The 20,868-nt window shown below is 40.9% G+C and carries 21 protein-coding genes and 1 other annotated feature; of the genes, 8 read left to right on the forward strand and 13 right to left on the reverse strand.

The window, feature by feature from the left end; translation table 11 throughout:
* Positions 1-90: 90 nt before the first annotated feature.
* From SJ312_RS10885 to SJ312_RS10900, 4 genes are all read left to right on the forward strand, one after another.
* Positions 91-555, forward strand: coding sequence for a hypothetical protein (locus SJ312_RS10885; protein ID WP_094961922.1), 465 nt, complete (start codon positions 91-93; stop codon positions 553-555).
* A 208-nt stretch (positions 556-763) separates the two neighbouring features.
* Complete coding sequence (locus SJ312_RS10890) at positions 764-922, forward strand: hypothetical protein (RefSeq protein WP_164564571.1); 159 nt, start codon at positions 764-766, stop codon at positions 920-922.
* Between the two features lie 420 nt (positions 923-1,342).
* Positions 1,343-1,573: a hypothetical protein gene (locus SJ312_RS10895; RefSeq protein ID WP_036958562.1), complete on the forward strand. Its 231-nt coding sequence runs from the start codon at positions 1,343-1,345 to the stop codon at positions 1,571-1,573.
* Between the two features lie 61 nt (positions 1,574-1,634).
* On the forward strand, positions 1,635-2,294 hold the full coding sequence (locus SJ312_RS10900; RefSeq protein ID WP_319867655.1) for a hypothetical protein: 660 nt from the start codon (positions 1,635-1,637) through the stop codon (positions 2,292-2,294).
* 126 nt (positions 2,295-2,420) lie between these two features.
* On the opposite strand, the gene thrC is transcribed toward SJ312_RS10900, so the two are convergent.
* From thrC to thrL, 4 genes are all read right to left on the reverse strand, one after another.
* Positions 2,421-3,716, reverse strand: coding sequence for a threonine synthase (gene thrC, locus SJ312_RS10905; protein ID WP_004905677.1), 1,296 nt, complete (start codon positions 3,714-3,716; stop codon positions 2,421-2,423).
* Between the two features lie 3 nt (positions 3,717-3,719).
* Positions 3,720-4,649: a homoserine kinase gene (gene thrB / locus SJ312_RS10910; RefSeq protein ID WP_004905678.1), complete on the reverse strand. Its 930-nt coding sequence runs from the start codon at positions 4,647-4,649 to the stop codon at positions 3,720-3,722.
* A 3-nt stretch (positions 4,650-4,652) separates the two neighbouring features.
* Positions 4,653-7,112 (reverse strand): bifunctional aspartate kinase/homoserine dehydrogenase I, encoded by a 2,460-nt coding sequence (gene thrA, locus SJ312_RS10915; protein WP_110592622.1) that lies wholly within the window; start codon positions 7,110-7,112, stop codon positions 4,653-4,655.
* 24 nt (positions 7,113-7,136) lie between these two features.
* Positions 7,137-7,258: a sequence feature (Thr leader region), on the reverse strand.
* Complete coding sequence (thrL, locus tag SJ312_RS23500) at positions 7,197-7,265, reverse strand: thr operon leader peptide (protein ID WP_071548816.1); 69 nt, start codon at positions 7,263-7,265, stop codon at positions 7,197-7,199. Its footprint overlaps the feature before it by 62 nt.
* 1,089 nt (positions 7,266-8,354) lie before the next feature.
* Here thrL and arcA point away from each other — a divergent pair.
* A complete protein-coding gene (arcA, locus tag SJ312_RS10920; RefSeq protein WP_004905684.1) occupies positions 8,355-9,071 on the forward strand; it encodes a two-component system response regulator ArcA in 717 nt (238 codons plus the stop codon).
* 62 nt (positions 9,072-9,133) lie between these two features.
* Here the strand turns inward: arcA and creA are convergent, their stop codons facing one another.
* The gene (gene creA, locus SJ312_RS10925) at positions 9,134-9,610 is read right to left on the reverse strand and encodes a protein CreA (RefSeq protein WP_004905686.1); all 477 of its coding nucleotides are present in this window, start codon (positions 9,608-9,610) and stop codon (positions 9,134-9,136) included.
* A gap of 185 nt (positions 9,611-9,795) precedes the next feature.
* Here creA and robA point away from each other — a divergent pair, with 185 nt between their 5' ends.
* Positions 9,796-10,710, forward strand: coding sequence for an MDR efflux pump AcrAB transcriptional activator RobA (gene robA / locus SJ312_RS10930; protein ID WP_004905689.1), 915 nt, complete (start codon positions 9,796-9,798; stop codon positions 10,708-10,710).
* Positions 10,711-10,753: 43 nt separating this feature from the next.
* On the opposite strand, the gene gpmB is transcribed toward robA, so the two are convergent.
* The gene (gpmB, locus tag SJ312_RS10935; protein ID WP_004905690.1) at positions 10,754-11,401 is read right to left on the reverse strand and encodes a 2,3-diphosphoglycerate-dependent phosphoglycerate mutase GpmB; all 648 of its coding nucleotides are present in this window, start codon (positions 11,399-11,401) and stop codon (positions 10,754-10,756) included.
* 52 nt (positions 11,402-11,453) lie between these two features.
* Here gpmB and yjjX point away from each other — a divergent pair, with 52 nt between their 5' ends.
* Complete coding sequence (gene yjjX, locus SJ312_RS10940) at positions 11,454-11,990, forward strand: inosine/xanthosine triphosphatase (protein WP_004914743.1); 537 nt, start codon at positions 11,454-11,456, stop codon at positions 11,988-11,990.
* 363 nt (positions 11,991-12,353) lie between these two features.
* Here the strand turns inward: yjjX and trpR are convergent, their stop codons facing one another.
* The 4 genes from trpR to SJ312_RS10960 all read right to left on the reverse strand — a co-directional run bounded on the left by trpR (position 12,354) and on the right by SJ312_RS10960 (position 15,859).
* Entirely contained in the window at positions 12,354-12,671 is a 318-nt protein-coding gene (trpR, locus tag SJ312_RS10945) for a trp operon repressor (protein WP_094961916.1), read from the reverse strand.
* A 375-nt stretch (positions 12,672-13,046) separates the two neighbouring features.
* A complete protein-coding gene (gene sltY / locus SJ312_RS10950; RefSeq protein WP_187710554.1) occupies positions 13,047-14,960 on the reverse strand; it encodes a murein transglycosylase in 1,914 nt (637 codons plus the stop codon).
* A 297-nt stretch (positions 14,961-15,257) separates the two neighbouring features.
* Entirely contained in the window at positions 15,258-15,563 is a 306-nt protein-coding gene (locus SJ312_RS10955) for a HigA family addiction module antitoxin (protein ID WP_110592433.1), read from the reverse strand.
* 14 nt (positions 15,564-15,577) lie between these two features.
* Positions 15,578-15,859, reverse strand: coding sequence for a type II toxin-antitoxin system RelE/ParE family toxin (locus SJ312_RS10960; RefSeq protein ID WP_004905698.1), 282 nt, complete (start codon positions 15,857-15,859; stop codon positions 15,578-15,580).
* A 223-nt stretch (positions 15,860-16,082) separates the two neighbouring features.
* On the opposite strand from SJ312_RS10960, the gene ettA reads away from it, so the two are divergent.
* Positions 16,083-17,750 carry an energy-dependent translational throttle protein EttA gene (ettA, locus tag SJ312_RS10965; RefSeq protein ID WP_004914750.1) on the forward strand — a complete coding sequence of 556 codons (1,668 nt, stop codon included), beginning with the start codon at positions 16,083-16,085 and terminating at the stop codon, positions 17,748-17,750.
* A gap of 188 nt (positions 17,751-17,938) precedes the next feature.
* Here ettA and nadR read toward each other — a convergent pair whose 3' ends face one another.
* The 3 genes from nadR to SJ312_RS10980 all read right to left on the reverse strand — a co-directional run.
* A complete protein-coding gene (nadR, locus tag SJ312_RS10970; protein WP_094962742.1) occupies positions 17,939-19,174 on the reverse strand; it encodes a multifunctional transcriptional regulator/nicotinamide-nucleotide adenylyltransferase/ribosylnicotinamide kinase NadR in 1,236 nt (411 codons plus the stop codon).
* A 29-nt stretch (positions 19,175-19,203) separates the two neighbouring features.
* Positions 19,204-20,589, reverse strand: coding sequence for a DNA repair protein RadA (radA, locus tag SJ312_RS10975; protein ID WP_110592434.1), 1,386 nt, complete (start codon positions 20,587-20,589; stop codon positions 19,204-19,206).
* Between the two features lie 97 nt (positions 20,590-20,686).
* Positions 20,687-20,868, reverse strand: a 182-nt coding sequence (locus SJ312_RS10980) for a hypothetical protein (protein ID WP_319867659.1), incomplete at its 5' end; no start/stop codon positions are given.

Raw genomic sequence — 20,868 nt, forward strand, 5'->3', positions numbered from 1 at the left:
CAATTTTGTCATCTTGTTGTCAGTATTCAGACAGAAATAAAGCCTTATTATAGTTACAAGATAAATTATCTAACTTAATAAGGATTTGTAATGAAAAAAATTATTTTTGCTTTAACACTTGTAACTGTAACAACACATGTAGCAACCGCTCAAACAGAAAAAGAAATACATTATAATGCAGCGAATGCATTAAATTTCACTGAGAATAATACATCGTATTCTAATCAAAAATCGATTAATGACCACTTGAGTAAGGCGGGTATTTCAGTCAACGATAATATCAACTCAACCCAATCATTTCTTCAATTAGATAGACATACTCAAGCTGCTACCGCATTGAATTTTACTCAAAATAGTACCTCCCCAGCAATGCAGAATATGATCAGTAGCCACCAAAACCAATCACCTAACTATAAAAAATCGATGGTAAAAGTTGCAAAACCATTTTCCGATATGAATGAAAATGAAAAAGCCGTCACCATGTTAAACTTTCATAAAAATAGTTCATCTGCTTCTATACAAAGTAAAATAATAGGATATTCAAAAAATAATTAATTATAACTTTAAAACCATATTATTAAATAAATATTAATATGGTTTTAAATTAAAAAAATAAAATTTAGTTATAGACACAACGAATAGATTTTATTTGACCAATTTCATTTTTTATTACTAAATTGATTGAATATTTATTGAACATCAAGAAAAATAAGTTATTATTTCTAAGCAGTTCATTTCAATACTAACTTTAAAAGGTGATTATATGTTTAAAAAATCAATCATATTTGCATTTTTATTATTTCCAACTCTCTCTTTCGCTACTCCTATTCTTCCTTTCCCACCAGAGCCACCTATCCTAGATATAGACGTAAACGTAGCCTATAACGGAGATGATGATGATGTTTGGCTGAACATCAAATAAAATTCAGAAGACATCAAACAAAGCTTAAGGTAAATTCCCTTCATAATATATAGCCTTATATCCTTTTAATATACTACATTAGGAAACACAGGCCTATATGCTGTTAAAATCAATGGTAAAGTGGAATTGTATTTTAATATATTCCACTTTACTATCCTACCCCATAAAACCCTAATCTTATGACAATTAATTTTAAAACAAAACATTGCCTAGCAAATTATTAATTAATTATCTCAAATAATTCATTATTAATAAATCATTTAAAATATGCACAAAAAAAATAAATAATGTTATTTTATATTAACAGTGGAATAAATTTAATTTCACTCTTAGATGAAAATATTAATTACTTATTCAAAATCATGAATTACAATTTCCTTGCAGTTCACTTCAATTTAAACTTTTAATCGAGGATTTTATATGTATAAAGCATCTATTGTCATAGTATCTTTATTATTCCCAATTCTAGCATCTGCAACTTCTTTCCAAGAAAAACATTCTGACAATACTTCGACTTATTCTACTATTTATGAACAAAACCATGGAGGAAATGGAGGGAATGGCGGTCACGGTGGTAATGGAGGAAATGGCGGTAATGGAGGGAATGGCGGCCATGGTGGTAACGGCGGTAATGGCGGCAACGGTAGATAATATATCTCGTCACTAAATATTTCCCTCCTCACTCGATGAGGGGGGAACAGAGGAATTTATCATGTATAAAAATTACATTTCACTTGGCGTCTTATTAATTAGTTCTATTTCATTTTCAGCATACTCTCACTCCTTATTTAATACCCCATCTAATTGTTTATTAAAAAATGAACTCAATATAAATGAAATTAATAATAAAGTATGTTCGATACTCCATGGCCAATATTACTATTCTAAAATGTTTAGCTTTGTAAGTTATGGACAAAACGGAAATTCGGGTCAAGCTGGAAATGATGGTCAAGGTGGTCATGGTGGACACGGTGGTCATGGTGGACACGGTGGTGATGGCCAAAATGGAGGGAATGGCGGAACAGGATCAAATAACGGTAATGGTAGCAATGGCGGAAACGCAGAAAAAGGCAGTAATGGCAATGGAGGAAATGGCGGTAATGGCAGTGTAACTGGAGGTGATGGCGGAAATGGCGGTGATGGAGATGGTGGTGGTAGTGGTGGGAACGGCGGGAATGGAACTGTAAATGGCAATGGGGGAAATGGAGGACACGGGGGAACTAATGGCGGTAACGGAGGTAATGGGGGCAACGGCTCTGGTAGTGGTAATGGTGGCAATGGGGGCAATGGTAGCCAAGGAGGAAAAGGAGGACGCGGTGGACCTGATGGCGGTAGAGATGGGCACGATGGTATTAGCATTAGCTCAATGTGATAAATAAATCCGTTAGAAGTGAATAAGTGATGTGGCAATATGAAACCATATAATTATTTTTATAAAAGATGGTATTACCAATAAAAACGGAAGCTTTCGCTTCCGTTTTTCGTACACTTGCAATTTTTATTGCTTAGGTGCTAATTTCATTAAAAATGCGCGTAATTGTGCAAAGTCAGATGGTAAAAAGTGTGAGAGTAGTGGTAGTTCCGCACGCTCTGCTAACTCTTTCGGTAAAGGTATTGCCTTATTAAGAATTTCTTCAACACTTTCTTTAAACTTAGCTGGGTGTGCCGTGCCTAAAAACAGCCCGTATTCACCTTCTTGCAACTGGTCACGAAGCACACGATAAGCAACCGCAGCATGTGGCTCAGATAAATACCCTTTTTTATCTAATTCACGTACTGTCTCTTTAGTCACGTCGTCACTCACCGCTCCATGGCCTAATTCATCAAGGGACCAACCTTTACGGCGGAATAACTCTTCAATACGAGGCCAGTTGTTTGGCTGGCTGACATCCATGGCGTTCGATAATGTTGCCACAGTTTGCTTTGGTTTCCATTGCCCATCAACAAGGTAACGCGGCACAGTGTCATTTACGTTAGTTGCTGCAATAAAGCGTTTAACCGGTAGGCCCATTGATTTAGCTAATAAACCTGCCGTAAGGTCACCAAAATTACCACTCGGAACCGAGATCACTAATTGATCACGTTTTTCTGCTGGGATCTGCGCGACGGCTTCGAAGTAATAACAAATTTGAGCTAACAAACGACTGATATTGATCGAGTTCGCCGAGTTTAAATACAACGCCTTTTTCAGCTCTTCATCATCAAATGATTGTTTTACTAATGCCTGGCATGCATCGAAGTCATCTTTAATCGCAACCGTATGAATATTTTCACCCAGCGTGCAGAAGAGTTTCTCTTGCAGCGGGCTAATTTTTCCTTCTGGATAGAGAATAACAACTTGCACGTTCTTAAGACGATAGAATGCGTGTGCAACCGCGGCTCCTGTATCCCCAGAAGTGGCAGTCAAAATGGTCACCGGCTGCTCACCAGCTACTTGGCCCAATGCCTGAGCCATAAATCTGCCACCGAAGTCTTTAAATGCGAGTGTTGGCCCATGATATAACTCCAACGTTGCTACATCATCTTCAACCTTAGAAACTGGCGCAGGAAAAGCAAACGCGGTTTTAACACGTGCAGCTAATTCTTCTTGTGGAATTTCATCACCAATAAAGGCACTTAAAATTCGGCTGCTACGTGTGACGAAATCTAATTTTAATAATTCGTCGATTTCAGCCGCTGTAAACTCAGGTAAGTCTTGAGGAAAAAATAAACCTTGTTGCTTACCTAACCCCTGCTTAACCGCTTGTGCAAAACTTACTTGTTCATTGTTATCTTTTAAATTATACAGTTTCATTATTTACCCTATTGTCCTTGCCCCGGCCAGATCCAAACGGCAGATATGCACAAAGCCTTCATCATTCTGAATATAATGTTGTTGCAAGTAGCTCGCCATTTTTTCAGCGATATGTTTCTCATCGCAAATAGCAAACAATGTTGGCCCTGAGCCAGAGATACCACAAGCCAATGCACCGATTTCTTTTGCATTTTGACGTGCTGCCGCAAAACCGGGTAATAATTGTGTACGATAAGGTTCTGCGACAACATCTTGGATCATCGTTGCGGCAAGTAACGGCTGGTTTGTATGGCATGCATGAATAAACCCTGATAAGTATCGGCCATGGTTTACTATATCGTGGCGTGGATAGCTATCAGGCAGGATCGCACGCGCTTCTGCTGTCGATACCTTAATTCCAGGGTAAGCCATAACCCAATACCAATTTTCAAATGCAGGTACAGGCTGAGAAATAATGCCATTTTGTTCGATAATCAGCTGCAAACCACCTAAAAAACACGGTGCGACGTTATCATAGTGCACACTTCCTGAAATACGCCCTTCGAGCTCCCCCATCATGCCAAGCAGTTGAGTATCATCGAATGGTTTCTCTGCAAATTCGTTAAGCGCCATCAGTGCAGCGACAACAGAACAGGCGCTAGAACCGAGCCCTGAACCAATTGGCATATTTTTTTCAAGCGTCATCGCGACATTTAATGGCCTACCAAGGCGCTCACAAAACAACTGCCAGCACTGGTAAACAATATTGTGTTCATTTTTTTTCGGCAGCTTAGCAACGAATTTTCCTTGATTCGTCAGGGAAAAAGTATCCGCAGCTTCAATTGTTACACAATCACCTAATAGTGAACCGTCAGCAGGCGAAACAGCTGCCCCAAGGACATCAAACCCGACGCTCACATTACCAATTGAAGCCGGTGCATAAACTTTAATCACTTATTAAACTCCCAATTTCCATGAAAGGGTACGCAGCATATCCGCAAATACACCAGCAGCAGTAACATCATTACCTGCGCCATAACCTCTTAATACTAAAGGAATTGGTTGGTAATAGCGTGTATAGAAAGCCAGTGCATTTTCACCATTTTTAACCTTGAAGAGTGGGTCATTGCCATCAACAGCGACGATTTTCACTTGGCAGCGCCCTTCTTCAATCAGCCCAACATAGCGTAACACTTTTTCTTCCGCTTCTGCGGCTTTTATACGCTGTGCAAATTGCTCGTCGAGTTGTGGCAAACGTGCCATAAACTCAGAAACAGGGCCACTGCTATCAAAGTCAGAAGGTAAAACAGGTTCAATTTCAATATCTTGCAGTTCTAAATGATAACCCGCTTCACGCGCTAAAATTAATAATTTACGCGCAACATCCATACCTGATAAATCATCACGAGGATCTGGTTCTGTGAAACCTTTTTCTTTCGCAAGTGTTGTGGCTTCTGATAAAGACATACCTTCGTCTAATTTACCAAAAATGAATGATAAAGAGCCTGATAAAATTCCGCTAAAGTGAACCAATTCATCCCCTGCATTCAGTAAGTTTTGTAGGTTTTCAATAACTGGTAACCCTGCACCTACGTTAGTGTCATAGAGGAATTTACGTTTCGAGGTTTCACTTGCCGCACGTAATTGATGGTAGTAATCCATCGATAATGTATTGGCTTTTTTATTCGGTGTAACCACATTAAAGCCGTCTTTCAAGAAATTGACATACTGCTCTGCGATTTCCTGATTTGATGTGCAATCAATAATGACAGGGTTCAAGAAATGGTATTCACGTTCTAAGCGAATTAAACGGCTTAAACTAAATGGCTCTTTCGCTTCCGCTAGCTCCGCTTTCCAGTTATCTAAATCAATCCCTTGCATATCCGTTAACATTGCACGTGAATTTGCAATACCACATACACGCAGATCAATATGCTTTTGTTTTAACCATTGTTGCTGGCGGTGAATTTGTTCAATTAATGCATTACCAACACCACCCACACCGATGATAAAGGCTTCGATAACTTGCTCTGCATTAAATAGCATTTGGTGACATAAGCGTACCGCTGTTGTGGCAGACTCATTGGCAATAACGGCAGAAATAGAACGTTCAGAAGACCCCTGTGCGATAGCGACAATGTTGATGTTACCGCGAGTTAAAGCCGAGAAGAAACGCGCCGAAATGCCCTTCAAAGTGCGCATTCCATCCCCCACAACTGAAATAATCGCTAACTGCTCCATCACATCCAGTGGATCAAGTACGCCATCTTTCAGCTCTAAGTAAAATTCTTCTTCCAGTGCAGCGCGAGCTCTCACTAACTCATTTTGCGGAACACAAAAACTAATACTGTATTCCGATGAAGACTGTGTGATCAGAACGACAGAGATCCCTTTGCGAGACATGACGGAGAAAATGCGAGCTGCCATCCCCACCATCCCCTTCATTCCGGGGCCGGATACGTTGATCATCGCCATGTTATTCAGATTGGTGATCCCTTTCACTGGCGTGCTTTCATCGGTTTGGCCATCACCAATTAAAGTACCTGGAGCGCTTAAATTAGTGGTGTTTTTTATCAGGCAAGGGATTTGGAATTGAGCAATTGGGGCGATGGTACGAGGGTGAAGAACTTTGGCTCCGAAGTAGGATAACTCCATGGCCTCTTGGTATGACATGCCTTTTAACAAACGCGCATCAGGCACCAAACGCGGGTCACAAGTATAGACCCCATCAACATCAGTCCAAATTTCACAACAATCAGCACGTAAGCAGGCCGCTAAAACCGCAGCAGAATAATCAGACCCATTACGGCCTAATACTACTAATTCACCTTTTTCATTACCCGCTGTGAAACCTGCCATTAAGACAAAATGATCTTTCGGTATATTTAAATCGGCAATACGTTTAGTTGACTCATTTATATCAACCGTAGATTCAAGATAATGACCTTTCGCGAGTAAGCTCTCAACTGGGTTAATAACCGTCACATTATGGCCGCGTGCTTTTAGCACTGATTCCATCATGGCGATAGAGAGCTTTTCACCACGGCAGATAATTGATGCGTTAATGCTGTCCGGACATTGCCCGAGAAGAGTAATACCATGCAGTACTTGTTTGATTTGTGCGAATTCTTGTTCTGTCAGTTTTTTTAACCGATCATATTCAAAACCAGGTTGTTTTTCTTTTAATCCTTTTAAAAGGTTAGCAAAAATCATTTCAGCATCATTAACATGCGTGATGACATCTTGTCCTGCAACCGTTTTTTCAATCATAGCAACCAGATGGTTTGTGATTTTTGCTGGTGCAGATAGCACCAAAGCCACTTGTCCATCTGCTAGTTTACTTTCAGCGATGTCAGCAACATTCAGTACTCGTTCGTCATTTGCAACCGAAGTACCGCCAAATTTAAGCACACGCATGGTATTTCTCTCCTGAATTAACACCAAAAAAAAGCCCGCATCGGTTAAGTATGCGGGCTTTTTCATTTTTATTTTTTGGATGCGTCAGCCCGCCCCGTTTCCTGTGGTTACGGTGGTGGTGGTAATAATAATAGTCAGGCTGATATTACGCATAGATTCTGTCTGTCTCTTAGATTCTTTAAGTTTCTCTCTATACGGTTAAAGCAATTGGTATATTTTGTCAAATTTATTTGCAAAACATCCCTTTTATCTCCCTTTTTTTATTCGATAAATTATCTACCAGCACGAAAAACTCATCCACAAAAAGACACTCATTACATCAAATGCAGTGTTAAAAACCAAGATAACAAATATTTAAAGATTAATAATTTTTTACTCAATAAAAAACCAAAATGACTATTAAATAGGCAATAGAGATAGCCTTCAGTAATTTCCTGTGAAGAGAATCAAGATGAGAAGATGAGCAACAACGACCAGGTTAATTGATGCATTTAGCAGCTATATTTCTTATCATTTACCCCCATGCTCATCAATACATGAGCGCCAATAGCAACAGATTACACAGGTACGTATTGATACTTAGCCTCATGATTTTTTCATTCGTTTAAATTACAAACAAATGTTATGGAGTTGTTAAAAATTAGTCGCATCAAAACAAAATAAGCATTTTTCCTAATTAAATGAAACAAAAAATTACAGACTAAATATTTACATCCCGTTATCTCTAACAAGATAAATTTTTCACCTTTTTTTGTAGCAAAATAACATTTCAAAATTGGAGGTAAGTCACAAATTAAACATTATTTATGATGGTATATTTAACCCATTGAAGACTATATTCATTAATACCCAGCCGAAGCCCCCTTGGGTATCAACTATTCCCCTTTTTTAGACGCTATCTGATTCCTAAACACTGCATTAATTTATATAATTATCTACCTAACAATTTTTGTTAACGTGCTACAATTGATTTTGATATGTATCAACAAAAGTTAGTTTTTTAGGTGGTAAATGCAGTATTAGCTGTTATATTGCTGTTAACAGTACAATATTGGGAAAGTGCTTATATTTTGGCTTGTTGTTAAAGTCTTTTGCCCAAGATGGCAACATAATGGCACTATTGAATTTCAAAACAAATTTATACTCATAAACGTGTTTTTCCAGAGAAAAATATCAATAACCACCTAACTGGAAACGGCTTGTGAGTTCAGTATTTTTATTTTAATACTTTAGGTAGCAACTATGCAGACCCCACACATTTTGATTGTTGAAGATGAAATTGTCACACGCAATACGCTTAAAAGCATATTTGAAGCGGAAGGCTATGTGGTTCATGAGGCAACTGATGGCGAAGAGATGAATAATGTTCTCTCTGAGCATGACATCAATTTAGTCATCATGGATATTAATTTACCAGGTAAAAACGGTTTACTACTTGCTCGCGAACTTCGTGAACAAGAAAGCATTGCGTTAATGTTCTTAACAGGACGTGATAACGAAGTCGATAAAATCCTTGGCCTTGAAATTGGTGCTGATGACTATATCACTAAACCATTTAACCCACGTGAACTGACTATTCGTGCGCGCAACCTACTGTCTCGTACTATGAATTTAGCGGGTGGTACGGAAGAACGTCGTTTAGTGGAAAGCTATAAGTTTAATGGTTGGGAATTAGACATCAACAGCCGTTCATTAGTCAGCCCTGCTGGTGAACACTACAAATTACCACGTAGTGAATTCCGTGCGATGCTACATTTCTGTGAAAACCCAGGAAAAATTCAGACTCGCGCAGACCTGCTGAAGAAAATGACAGGCCGTGAATTGAAACCACATGATAGAACTGTTGACGTAACGATCCGTCGTATTCGTAAACATTTTGAATCAACACCTGATACGCCAGAAATCATTGCAACCATCCACGGTGAAGGCTATCGCTTTTGCGGTGATTTAGACGAATAATCAATTTTGAATTGATATTCAAAAAACCGGCTAAATAGCCGGTTTTTTATCATCTTAATTAATCACCAAGGCATAATCGGTACTGCACTTAACGCATTTTTTGGTGAGCCGTCGATCATCTTATCTGAATAAGTCAAATAAATTAATGCATTACGTTTTGGATCGTAAAAGCGTACAACCTGTAATTTTTTGAAGACTAAAGACGTTCGTTTTTGAAAGACAACTTGCCCTTTCGTCGGTTTGCGTTTGACACGGTCATTTAGCTCAATTGGCCCAACTTGCTGACATGAAATGGCAGCATCAGAGGTGTCTTCTGCTAAACCTAAACCCCCTTTGATCCCCCCTGTTTTTGAACGACTTAAATAACAAGTCACATTGTCAACATCAGGGTCATCAAATGCTTCAACAACAATTTTATGATCAGGGCCGAAAATTTTAAAAACAGTATCGACTGAACCGATTTCTTCAGCAAATGTGATGCTCGGCAACGCTGATAATAATGCTGCAAGTACGATATTTTTTAATCTGGAACGACGCATACTGAATTTCCTATTCAACTAAAAATCGATAAAACCTCGTAGTGGCACAAGATTTATTATTCACTTTCTTAACTAATTATCAAATACAACTCATTTACTATAAACGAAAAAGATAACTTGATATAGAATAGCAATTCATTGATAGATTATATCTGTTCTATAAGTCGCATTGGCTGGGGATATACATGGATCAAACTAATATTATTCGCGACTTGCTTCGCTGGATAGATGACAATCTGGATAAACCACTCTCGCTAGATAATGTTGCCGCAAAAGCGGGCTACTCTAAGTGGCATTTACAAAGAATGTTCAAAGAGGTGACAGACCAAGCGATTGGGGCTTATATTCGAGCTAGAAGGCTTTCTCGTGCAGCGGTTGCATTGCGGCTAACAAGCCGACCAATTCTTGATATTGCTCTGCAGTATCGATTTGATTCGCAACAAACTTTTACTCGAGCCTTTAAAAAGCAATTTAACCTAACTCCAGCGTTTTATCGTCGGAGTGAAGAATGGTGCGCTGCAGGTATTTGTCCACCGATTATTTTAGATAATCACACCAATATTGAACATGAATTCCTACAAATGCCAGCACAAGAGCTGGTTGGCTTGGAACAAAGTTGCTCTTATGCGCTAGAAGAGTGGTCGACCGCTTGTTCCCAAATGCGCCAAACATTTTGGCACTACTATTTGGATAATACGACGACTATTGCGTCTGAAGTTTTTGGCTTGCACCATGCCATTCATAATCCAGAAAAAGAAGATGAACAAACGGTATTCTATACCACTGCGGTAAAACCTGAGGATGCGAGTTTTAACACTGACCAGTACACGAGTTTAACGCTACCAAGTGGCCATTATGTTAAATTTTCGTTCAATGGGACGCCAACTCGAGATGCATTACAAGAGTTTTTGTACCAAATTTATGGCGTATATTTGCCTAAGCTGAATTTAACGCGTCGACCAGGTTATGATATCGAACATTATCGATTAAAAAACATCGATTTACGTCATATCACCCCAGAAAATGATGACCCCAAGACACACATCGATACCTTTGATTATTATGTACCAATCAAAACAGGTTCGACCATAACCCCTTAAAGCAGAGGAGTTTCAGTTTGTTGAAACTCCTTTTTCTAAATAGTTAACCTTGTTGCTCATCGAGAGCTGGCTGCGATAAGTGTGTAACCTCACCGGCTGTTTCAACTATCCAACCATTCGCAAGCCATGGGCTATTTTGGTAATCAACACGAGATAACGAACAGTTACGTAAACGTAGACGGCGTTCTGAATAGGCAGGAACCCCCATAATACGGCTAATTAACGTACTTAGCGCAATACCATGGCTAACAATCAGTGGGCGGCTACCTTCAGGCAAATCTAAACAGCTATTTAGTGCTGCAAACATACGTGTATACAGCTCCTCCATTGATTCACCCTCTGGAATTCGTCCTCCACGAGTCCCATCAATTAAGCTTTTGCGCCACTGTTCTTCCTCTGGCGTTAACGACTCTATTGCTCTTTGTTCAAGAACGCCCATATTTAGTTCACGTAGACGCGGTTCTGTGGTAATTTCACATTCGCATACACTTGCAATTATTTGTGCAGTTTCCAGTGTGCGTCCCATATCACTAGTGATAATATGGGTAATGCCTTCTGACTTTATCCTCTCAGCCACCTGCCTTGCTTGCAGTCGTCCAGTGGCGGTCAGAGGGCTATCGGATTGTCCCTGGATGCGACGAGCTAAATTCCATTCAGTTTCGCCATGGCGAACAAGATAAACCTGTAACATAGATGTGTTCCGTTATTACTTTTCGAAGTATGTGTTCAAAGGAAAATAATTAATGTACCAAGTTATAGCTGCAACGACTAATCCTGCCAAAATTAAAGCGATTCATCTTGCTTTCGATGCTGTTTTTGGGGCTGGCAGTTATCAAATTGAAGATATTAATGTCGATAGCAGTGTTCCACAGCAACCTATCGGTAATAATGAAACCCGTACTGGGGCTAGACAGCGCGTTATGGCCTCTAGGCAAGTTCGCCCCGAAGCGGATTTTTGGGTTGGTATTGAAGCAGGTATCGAAGACGATATGACATTTGCTTGGATAGTGATTGAGCATAAGCAAATACGCGGCGAATCTCGCTCTGCCAGTATTATGATCCCAGAAAAAATTCTGGCGGGTATTCGTGAAGGCCGCGAACTCGGTGATGAAATGGCCTTTTTAACAGGCATCGATAATATCAAACAACAAGGTGGTGCCATTGGTTTTTTCACTGATGGGGTATTAACTCGCACTAGTGTTTACCAACAAGCCTTGATATTGGCTTTAGTTCCCATTAAGCATGAAATTTATAAAGAGCTAAACCAAGTAGAAGATTAATTATACTTAAAATAATTAAAATTGCATGTGCGATTAAACACCACTCTTTTCACACTAAAGTATGGGAAACCATACTTTTTTTTATGCCTATTTATCTAAAATATAAATACCCTTTATATTCTAAATAGCTCGGATTGTGGGAAAAAAGCGGCAAGAGAGCAGCAGCATACACAAGTATGTGATTCGGGTAACCGAATGCAGCCAACAACGCCACAGCGCAAAATATGACGCATATTTATATGCTAAATAGTTCGGATTGTAGGTAGGCGGCAAGCGAATAAGACCCTAGGAGCATACACAAGTATGTGACTAGGGCAAATGAGTGAAGCCAACACCCCTACAATTTGAAATATGACGCATATTTTAGAGAAGTTGCTGCTCTAACCACTCCTTCACAGGAATAGGAGCTGACTTTAAGCTATTCGAACCCCGAGTAATAGTTGCTATTCCCACTCCTAGCTCATTTTTCAGTTCTCTTTGGCTCATTTCACCGCGCATCAGTTCTTGTACAATTTTAACGCGAGTCGCTAACGCTGTACGCTCATCTGGCGTGAGTAATAACTGAAGAACTGGCAGATGAATATCTTGTTCAAATGCCAATTGTAATAAATTCACAAAGCGCAGCCAGTCAGCGTTCTCATCGGCAGTCAGCGCCGGGTCATGTTGTTGATTTGCTGTCATCGTTTATCCACCCATACTATTTAACTAGTACAAATAATAACACACTCTTATTAGAAATCATCAACCAAACGCTTTTCAAGCTTCAACAATACAAAAAATAACCAAATTTCATTTAGTTACTGCGTTAATACGCTAAATAGTTTGAGTTGTGACTAGGCGACCAGCGAGGATAGCTCGGGGAGCATACACCTGTATGCAACTAAAGCTAACATACGAAGCCCCTATAAATCGAAATATAAAAATATGAATACTCAAAATAGTTCGGATTGTAGGTAGGCGGCAAGTGATGCTAAGCCCTAGGAGCATACACAAGTATGTGACTAGGGTTAGCAAACGTAGCCAACACCCCTACAATTCGAAATATGAAGAGTATTTTTAGTATTTCATATTCCATTCATTCGAAAGCAACACCTTACTATTCTTCTGCCCCATAAAATGTCGATAAAATAAATCATACGATAGAACATTTTTCACATAACCGCGGGTTTCTGAGAACGGGATGCTTTCAACAAATGCGACTGCATCAATACGCCCACCACTGTTACCTAACCAACGAGTCACACGGGATGGGCCTGCATTATAAGCCGCACTGGCTAAAATACGGTTATTACCAAATTGCTGATAAACATCTTCCAGATACGCCGTCCCTAGTTCAATATTGGTCGTAGGATTGGTCAACTGGCTCGCATTCACATAATTAATACCTTGCTTTTGTGCGGTATGTTTTGCTGTCGCTGGCATCAACTGCATCAAACCTGTCGCACCAACGGGCGAGCGAGCTTGTGGGTTCCATGCACTTTCTTGGCGAGCAATGGCCATTGCATAGCTTTTTTGAATATCTTTCGACTTGGTATATAAATTGAATTCTTTATCCCATGCTAATGGGAAACGTTCTTCTAGGTGATCCCAAAGTTTAGCTGTGATAGTCGCTTGAACACTGAGGTCCGCCCATTTATTATCAAACGCATAACGAGCCAATTGCTCTTGCTGGTTTGCTGGCAGCGATGCCACTAAACTCACCCATTCAGAACGAGCGAGGTTGTCTAGCTCCCAATACATTAACTCTCTAACCCGCTGAACTTCTGGGAGTTTATTAATGTTTGAGTCTGGCTTAACGGCCGTTTTAACGTATACAGGGTAATCTACTTCTAAGACTTGTGCTGCAACCATTGGGTAGAAACCGCGTTTTTCAGTTAATTGGCGAAGTAACGTCTCACCTTCTGCTTTTTTACCTGCATCAATTAACGTGATGGCCTGCCAATATTGCCACTCTTCTTTATTTTTCACTTCCGCTGGCAAGCGTTTTAACCATGACGCGACACCGGTTTTATCACCAGCTCCCAACGCTAAACGAACACGACGCTCTTTCAATGACGATGAATTGCTTTCTTGAATGGTCTCATCACGCCATTGGGCCTGTTCAGGGGTCACATCACCCATATATTGCCAAGCAATACTGTCTTTAAGTAACTGCTTTTCTGCCATATTCATTTTTTGTGCAGAACTTATGCTATTAAGTACTGTACGAGCCGCATCAGGAGATTGGCGCGCATAACGGCTAAAGGCCGCGATGGTGGCTTGGCGAGTAAAATCCGTTGGCGTCATCGTTTTAGCGAATGTCACGACTGAGGCTGGGTCATTTTGTAATTTCACTAGCGCATCACCAATCGTTTTATAACTGGTTGGTAAGCGTTTTGCTAAATAACTAGCAATCGATGTATTGCCCTCTTTTATGGCTAAATTAATACGTTCAAGGGTCATCTCAGGGGTTAAATAACCCGCTTTTTCCCATTCGTTAAATAATTTATCACAAGCACTCGGCATTGAACGGCCATTTAACCAAGCTTTTTCTGCCCCTTGCCAAGCAACTTGTTTATTTCCCACAGCCCAATTAGCAAAATAAAAATTACATTGGGCTTCGGCAGGTTTTGGCGCCTCAGGGCTAAATTCAAGCAGCGATTTCCACTCTTGGCGGCGAGCTAGTTCGTTGACAAAGCGTGTTTTGAGATTTTTAGCGACAGGCAAGGTTGGGTAGGTATTAATAAACTCCTGAACTTGTCGTGGCGAGATAATATCCAAGTCTTGAGTTAACTCACGATAAGCGAGATAAGGGTAAAGTGGATAATCATGCAAGGTCGGCAGCAAGCGCTCGACTTCATCCATTTTATTGGCATCCCATGCAACTTTAATTGCCTGATAACGCTCCCGTTGTGCCTGTAAGGAATCCGCCCATACTGCGCTGGAAACCAGCAACATTGTCACAGGTACTGCCGCTAACCAACCTTTCATATTCACTCGCTCCATCGCTAAACTAAAGTCAAAATACAGGAAAGACCTTAACCTATATATACCCCAAATAATTCGAGTTGCAGGCAAGCGACAAGCGAAGATAGACAGGGGCATAGATAAACTATGCGACTCGGCTAGCTGAGCGTAGTCACTTATACCTCAACGAAAAGCGCTGCGACTTGAAGGATTATAGGTATATTAAACATATATCAATAATGTTAATGCTACCGAAAGTTTTTATTTAGTAACAGCAGAGAGTTCTTGAATTTTTCGACTTTACAGTCTTTTACGTACCATTCAGTCCATGAATGACTTACAACCTTCCCTCCGCGGAAATAAAGGTTTAATGGCGGGGCGTTTTTCCAAAGAAGCTTGCCAAAGTTCATACTGGGCTTGCATCTCAACCCACATTTCAGCACTGGTTCCGAGTGCCATTTCTAATCGTATCGCCATACCTGCCGAAATACCGCTATTACCGTTGAGAATACGCGAGAGAGTTGTACGTGTTACCTCCAATGCTTTTGCAGCTTCAGTGACTGAAATACCCTCTAAATATTCACGTAAAACGATACCCGGATGTACTGGATTATGCATTTTGCTCATTATGTTCACCTTACTTAATGATAATCTTGATAATCAACGAGAATGGCATCTTCACCCTCAAATTTAAATGTGAGTCGCCAGTTTCCATTCACTGATATTGCCCAATGATGCTGCAAATCTCCCCGTTTTAATTGATGGAGATTCCAACTTGGTGCAGACATATCTTGTGGTTTTTTAGCAACATTGAGCGCAGTCAGTTGTACCCGTAACTTTGTTATGTGCTTCGATTGAATACCAGACGTAATGCCCATTTTAAAAAAGTGTTCAATTCCTTTATGTTTAAAACTTTTTATCATGGCCAACTCCTTGTATAGCGTATAGACACACTATACACCCACAAATTGATAATAGAAAGTCATCAAGCTTGTATCACTGAGAGGGATGGATGATCTTCTGATGTTCAGGTATAGTTCTAGAAAATTATATAGCTGTTTATTAAATGCTTTTCAGCCTAAGCTTGTTAAAGCAAAAATAGACTAAAAAACTAAAATTCCCTTTACAAATCAAAAGGTAAATAAATTGGCTCAATACGTCTACAGTATGTATCGGGTTGGAAAAATTGTTCCACCGAAACGTCATATTTTAAAAAATATCTCTCTGAGCTTCTTTCCGGGGGCTAAGATCGGTGTTTTAGGTCTTAACGGTGCCGGTAAATCAACGTTACTGCGTATTATGGCGGGTATTGATACCGATATCGAAGGTGAAGCACGTCCACAACCGGGTCTGAAAATCGGCTATCTTCCGCAAGAACCGAAGCTAAACCTTGAGCACACCGTACGCGAAGCTGTTGAAGAAGCGGTTAGCGAAGTGAAAAATGCATTAACACGCTTAGACGAAGTTTATGCAGCTTACGCGGAAGAAGGGGCAGATTTCGATAAACTCGCGAAAGAGCAAGGCGAGTTAGAAGCCATTATTTCCGCACAAGATGGTCATAATTTAGACAACCAATTAGAGCGAGCGGCGGATGCACTGCGCCTGCCAGCTTGGGATGCTAAAATTGAAAACCTTTCTGGGGGTGAACGTCGTCGTGTCGCCATTTGCCGCTTACTACTCGAAAAACCCGATATGTTGCTGCTCGATGAGCCAACCAACCACTTGGATGCCGAGTCTGTTGCCTGGTTAGAGCGTTTCTTACACGACTACGAAGGTACTGTTGTGGCTATCACGCATGACCGTTACTTCTTAGATAACGTCGCGGGTTGGATCCTCGAACTTGACCGTGGTGAAGGTATTCCTTGGGAAGGTAACTACTCTTCTTGGCTTGAGCAAAAAGATGAACGTTTGGCGCAAGAAGCCTCCACAGAAGCCGCTCGTCGTAAATCTATCGAGAAAGAGCTTGAGTGGATCCGCCAAAATCCAAAAGGCCGTCAGGCTAAAGGTAAGGCGCGTTTGGCTCGCTTTGAAGAGCTCAATAGCGTTGAATATCAAAAACGTAATGAAACCAGCGAGCTATTTATTCCACCTGGGCCGCGTTTAGGGGATAAAGTTATCGAGGTTGAAAACCTAAGTAAATCTTATGGTGATCGCGTTCTGATTGATAACCTGAATTTCTCAATCCCGAAAGGGGCAATTGTGGGAATTATCGGCCCTAACGGTGCGGGTAAATCCACTCTGTTCCGTATGATATCGGGCCAAGAGCAACCGGACTCTGGCTCAATCACGTTAGGTGATACCGTGAAAATTGCCTCTGTTGACCAGTTCCGAGATGCGATGGACGACAGCAAAACTGTCTGGGAAGAAATTTCTAACGGCCAAGACATCATGCGTATTGGTAACTTTGAAATTCCAAGTCGCGCTTATGTGGGTCGCTTTAACTTTAAAGGCGTTGACCAAGGTAAACGTGTTGGTGAGTTATCTGGTGGTGAACGTGGCCGTTTACACTTAGCCAAATTACTGCAAGTGGGCGGTAACGTCCTGTTACTCGATGAACCAACCAACGACCTCGACGTTGAAACTTTACGTGCGCTGGAAAACGCCCTGTTAGAGTTCCCTGGCTGTGCTATGGTTATTTCCCATGACCGTTGGTTCCTTGACCGTATTGCAACCCATATTATTGATTACCAAGACGAAGGTAATATTACGTTCTTCGAAGGTAACTTCTCTGAATATGAAGATTACAAAAAACGGACGTTAGGCGCGGAAGCATTGCAGCCACATCGTATGAAGTATAAGCGTATGACCAAATAATCCCTGTCATAATTTAGAATTATAGCGGTGTTGGCTGCTTTCGTGAGCCCTAGTCACATACTGGTGTATGCTCCTAGGGACTCACTCTCTTGCCGCCTACCTATAATTCAAATTATTTAAGGGATCGATATCATATAGATAGAATCAAAACGGCATCGTCATTAGATGCCGTTTTTTATTGTGAGGCTTTATAAGTCATCCAACATCAGTAACTGCTGAACAAGGGTGACACACTCTAAGAAGCGTGTGTCATAATCTGAAGATTCTACACGCACAAATTCAATATTGTTTTTCTTAAGCATTTCAATGAGTAAGCCTTGGAAAGCTTTCCGGTCTTTATCACTCCCCAAGCTTCTTAAACCATCAGCTACCCAAGGAGTGTTATTCTCTAAAACTATGACTAAATCGAATCGGTATTCGTCTATCAATGCCTGAACAAATGGGTGCTCTTTGCCTTCATAGCGCAAACAAAAAGCTTGAGTCGTGACAAAGTCGGTATCAATAAATGCGACTTTATTAGCATATTTTACTGCAAAATCAATATATTGAGCGTGTCCCAAGGCGATTTTGTCGTAGTCAGAATATTGCAATGCCATCTCATCACCACCTAAGTGGCTAAACACATAGTCACGGCCATATTCCCATGCACTGGATGTATTGAAAATATTCGCTAACTTATTGACTAATGTGGATTTACCACTTGACTCGCCCCCAAGAATAGCGACTTTACGTACAAAAAAGGGTTTCACTTCAGTTGGAATATATTCCCAATAACGAAATGGCGCTTGGCGAATTTGGTTACCACTGATATTCATAAACGTGCGCTCAGGGTCAATCAAGATGGTTTCGATACCTAAGTATTTTTTATACCGCGGCACGTCATTCACTTCCCCTGAATAGATAAAACTTGGATTAATATTATGCTTTTTCAAAAAGCCTTTCATTCCATCACTCCACACTTCCCAACCGTGTGGATATGGCTCTATGCCATTTTCATCAAATGAGTGAATATGAATATTCTTTTGGTATTTAAAAGTTTGTAATAACCAGCGTAAACGGTCGCTTACTGTGGGTTGTTGAGACATAGAACTGTTAACAAACAAGTCTTTATCACGGGGTTCATCATGGCAGAGAATGACGTGGAGCTCATCGACTTGGCTACATGCCCGTTGAATCAAATAAATATGCCCAGTATGTAATGGATAAAATTTGCCAAACACCACGCCAATCGTTTTTTGCTGAATAGGGTACTCAAGGCCTAGAAAACGATGCAATGCCGCGATTTTTTGTGCGCTGGGGCTTTTAATTTTGTCGTTAATCAACTGGCTGAGATAGCCTTTGGTCATATCTGTCGCATCCGCAACTTGCTGGAGCGTGTAACCCGCTCGTTTGATTGCGTTTTTAAGATAGTCAAATTCAGCCATGTATTTTCCTTTTACCCTAGATTAAAAGCTTATAGTTCATCCAAAATACTTAATGCGTCCGCTAACTTTTTCACGCCATACACTTTCATATCTGGCGGTGATTTCTTTGGCATATTCGCATGGGGCACAATAGCACGCTTAAAACCATGTTTTGCTGCTTCAGAGATACGTTCCTGACCACTTGGAACTGGGCGAATTTCCCCTGCAAGCCCCACCTCACCAAAGACCACCAGATCTCTAGGTAATGGGCGGTCGCGAAAACTCGAAACCAAAGAAAGTAATAGTGCTAAATCCGCACTGGTTTCAGTTACTTTTACCCCACCCACGACGTTGACAAAAACGTCTTGATCTGACATTTGCAAGCCACCATGACGGTGTAATACTGCCAATAAAATGGCCAAACGGTTTTGTTCAAGCCCGACCGCAACACGCCGTGGGTTAGACATCATCGAATGGTCTACTAGCGCTTGGATCTCTACCAGCAGCGGCCTTGTCCCTTCCCATACTACCATCACGGAGCTACCTGAGGTAATTTCGTCACCACGACTTAGGAAAATTGCAGAAGGATTACTGACCTCTTTAAGCCCTTGTTCTGTCATGGCAAATACGCCTAACTCATTGACTGCCCCAAAGCGGTTTTTATGGCTACGTAAGGTACGAAAGCGGTTATCCGCATCACCATCTAGCATGATAGAACAGTCAATACAGTGTTCGAGGACTTTAGGTCCTGCTAATGAGCCATCTTTAGTGACGTGACCAACCATAATAATGGCAACGCCACGGGTTTTCGCAAAACGGGTAAGATAAGCCGCGGTTTCCCTGACTTGTGCCACACTGCCCGGAGAGGATTGAATATCCGCCATATGCATCACTTGAATGGAGTCAATCACCATCAGTTTGGGCTGTTCTTGCTCCGCTGTTAAACAAATTTGCTCAATACTGGTTTCTGACAGCATATTGAGTGAGTCAGTCGGTAGCCCTAAACGGTGCGCTCGCATCGCAACTTGTTGAAGTGACTCTTCCCCTGTCACATATAAGGTTTTCATTTCACGGGACAACAAACACATGGTTTGCAGCAATAAGGTACTCTTACCCGCTCCCGGGTTACCTCCAATTAGGATGGCACTACCCGGTACGACTCCCCCGCCAAGTACGCGGTCAAACTCTTTAAAACCCGTAGTAAAACGAGGAAGTTCTTCAAGGCTAATTTCAGACAGCTTCTGAACCTTACTTACCCCAGCCGCATTACCTGCATACCCCGTTAAACGGTCAGTACGTGATGAAGAATTTGTGGAGGCCAGACGCACTTCTGTAATGGTATTCCATGCATGACAAGCACTACACTGCCCTTGCCAACGCGGATAATCCGCCCCGCAATCATTACAGACAAATGCCCTTTTAACCCCTTTCGCCACAGCAAACTCCTCATAAAATTCAATTTTGTTCTTAGTTCTTAGTTCTTAGTTCTTAGTTCTTAGTTCTTAGTTCTTAGTTCTTAGTTCTTAGTTCTTATTATCCATAACACTTTAGCCGTAATACTCTAGATAGTTCACGTTGTGGCAAGGCGGCAAAGGAGGATGTCTTGGGGAGCATACACCAGTATGTGACCCAAGCAGTCGAGTGCAGCCAACACCGCCACAGCACAAACCATAAAATATCGATATCAATATTCAAAATAGTTCGGGTTGTGGCTA

The sequence above is a fragment of the Providencia sp. CIM-Carb-044 genome (assembly GCF_033901115.1).
GTDB classification, from domain to species: Bacteria; Pseudomonadota; Gammaproteobacteria; order Enterobacterales; family Enterobacteriaceae; genus Providencia; species Providencia hangzhouensis.